General features: G+C 64.6%; 2 protein-coding genes. Both read left to right on the top strand.

The window, feature by feature from the left end; all coding sequences use genetic code 11:
* Nucleotides 1–181: 181 nt before the first annotated feature.
* Entirely contained in the window at nt 182–1,687 is a 1,506-nt protein-coding gene (gene istA, locus H7F49_RS19115; RefSeq protein WP_185685138.1) for an IS21 family transposase, read from the top strand.
* Nucleotides 1,684–2,520 (top strand): IS21-like element helper ATPase IstB, encoded by an 837-nt coding sequence (gene istB, locus H7F49_RS19110; RefSeq protein ID WP_185685137.1) that lies wholly within the window; start codon nt 1,684–1,686, stop codon nt 2,518–2,520. The genes istA and istB overlap by 4 nt, the downstream gene beginning before the upstream one ends.
* Nucleotides 2,521–2,622 lie beyond the last annotated feature (102 nt).

Raw genomic sequence — 2,622 nt, 5'->3', positions numbered from 1 at the left:
TGTAGCGCGACATTCACGGTGAGAATGCGCGACAATCAAGATGAGAATCCGGTGTGTCGGGATTTGCGTAGGGCGTAGCCCGGAGCGGATCCCGACACACCGGAGGGCCCCTTTGTGGGGAGGCCGGAGATGATCGCGGTGTCAGGTATGGTCGGGTTTTCCTGGGAGGAGGATCTGACGTGTGCCTGGCCGTCACATAACCGATCATCAGATGAGGCTGTTCATGAACAACAGAAAGAACGATCCCATCGCCGTTGCGGCGGCGAAGGCGGGGTTCAGCACGGCGACGGGTTACCGGCTATTGGGGCAGGTAAAGCTCCCTTCTCAGGCGAAGGCGCCGCGAGAGCGGCGACGGCCCGATCCGCTGTCGGGGATCTTCGAGGCGGAAGTGGTGCCGCTGCTGGAGTCGGCACCCGGGCTGCGGCCGATCGCCATCTTCGAGGAGCTGCGGCGCCGGCACGGCGACCTGTCGTTCGGTTCGCGTCGCACCCTGGAACGGCGGATCCGCAGTTGGCGTGCGCTCCATGGGCCCGAGCGCGAGGTCATGTTCCGGCAGGTGCATGAACCTGGTCGGCTCGGACTGTCGGACTTTACTGCGATGGCCGATCTGGGCGTCACCGTTGCTGGCGAGGCGCTGGAACACATGCTCTATCACTTCCGGCTGATCTATGGCGGCTTCGAACATGCCCATGTGATCCTGGGTGGGGAGAGCTTCGTCGCGCTCGCCGAAGGGCTGCAGAACGCATTGTGGTCGGCAGGCGGCGTGCCCCTACTTCACCGCACCGACAGCCTGTCGGCGGCATTCCGCAATCTCGAGACGCAAGCCCGTGCAGACCTGACCCGGCGATATGATGCCCTGTGCGAACACTACGGGATGGAGCCGACCCGCAACAACACCGGCATCGCGCACGAGAATGGCTCGATCGAGAGCTCCCACGGCCACATCAAGGCCGCTGTCAGGGACGCCTTGCTGCTCAGGGGCAGCAGCGACTTCGCCGATCTTGCCGCTTACCGCCGCTTCATCGACGAGGTCGTCACGGCGCGCAACCGGCGCCATACCCCCTCGATCGATGTCGAGCGCCGGGCATTGCGGCCATTGCCCGACATGCGCACGACCGATTACGAGGAAGTGCTGGTCACCGTCACCTCGTCTGGCGGCTTCACGCTGCGCAAGGTGTTCTACACCGTACCTTCGCGCCTGATCGGCCACCGCCTGCGGGCTCGGCTCTACGATGACCGGATCGATCTGTTCCTGGGCGGTACCCGGCTGATGACGCTGGTGCGCGGCCGCGCCGGCAACAATGGCAAGCATGGCCACGTCGTCGATTACCGGCACGTCATCCACTCGCTGCGACGTAAGCCGATGGCGCTCATGGGCCTCGTTTACCGCGACAGCCTGTTCCCGCGCGATGCCTATCGGGCGATGTTCGAGCACCTGCTGGAACACGAAGGAGAACGTACCGCCTGCCGGATCATCGTCGACCTGCTCGCCATGGCGCACGAGCGGGCCTGCGAGGCGGAACTGGCCGGACTACTCAAAGCCGACCTTGCCGCGCGGCGAAGTCCGGACATCGCGAGCCTGCGCGCCCGGTTCTCGCCCGATCCGGCAGGGCTGCCAGAGGTGGTGGTCGAGCTCGGCGAGCTCGCTTCCTACGACAGCCTGATCGGTTGGGGAGAAGCGGCATGAGCACGACCTCGATGATCGACACCCAGCGGCTCAGCCTGATGCTGAACGAACTGCGCCTACCCGCGATCAAGCATATCTGGGGCGACTTCGCTGCGCGGGCCGACAAGGAAGGCTGGCCCGCGGCCCGGTTCCTTGCCGCACTTGCCGAGCACGAAATGGCCGAACGCGACCAGCGGCGAATGGAGCGCCACCTCAAGGATGCCCATCTGCCCGCCGGCAAGACCCTCGACAACTTCGCGTTCGATGCCGTGCCGATGATCTCCAAGGCGCAGGTCATAGCCATGTGCGCAGGCGACGGATGGCTCGAAAAGGGCGCCAACCTGATCCTGTTCGGTCCGCCGGGCGGCGGCAAGACCCACCTAGCTTCCGCTATCGGCCTTGCTCTCGTCGAGAATGGTTGGCGGGTCCTGTTCACCCGAACTTCCGACCTCGTCCAGCGTCTCCAGGTCGCCCGGCGCGAACTGGCGCTGGAATCTGCGCTCGCCAAGCTCGACAAGTACCACCTGCTCGTCCTCGACGACTTCGCCTACGTCAGCCGCGATCAGGCCGAAACCTCGGCCCTGTTCGAACTGATCAGCGCGCGCTACGAACGCCGCTCGCTGCTCATCACCGCCAACCAGCCCTTTGGCGAATGGAACCGGGTCTTCCCCGACCCCGCCATGACGCTCGCCGCTGTCGACAGGCTCGTTCATCACGCGACGATCTTCGAGATGAACGTCGAAAGCTATCGGCGAAGAACCGCCGAAGCCCGGCGCTCAGGACCGGGGCGGCCGGCAGCGTTCACCACGCCAAAGGTCCTCGATGCTGTCCGCGACAATCAGGACGACCGATAAACCTTGCCAGCGACAATCAGAATGGCCACAAACTGTCGCGCCGCGACAATCAACTTCTCATCCTGATCGTCGCGCTCTTCTCACCCAGATCGTCGCGCTACA

Source organism: Novosphingobium aerophilum, from assembly GCF_014230305.1.
Lineage (GTDB): Bacteria > Pseudomonadota > Alphaproteobacteria > Sphingomonadales > Sphingomonadaceae > Novosphingobium > Novosphingobium aerophilum.
Note: the sequence above shows the minus strand (reverse complement) of the source record. Positions and strands in the feature narration are given on the sequence as shown.

Bases quoted from the DNA above. Each gene is read 5' to 3' on its own strand.
- istB (WP_185685137.1), top strand. From the start codon at position 1,684: ATGAGCACGACCTCGATGATCGACACCCAGCGGCTCAGCCTGATGCTG.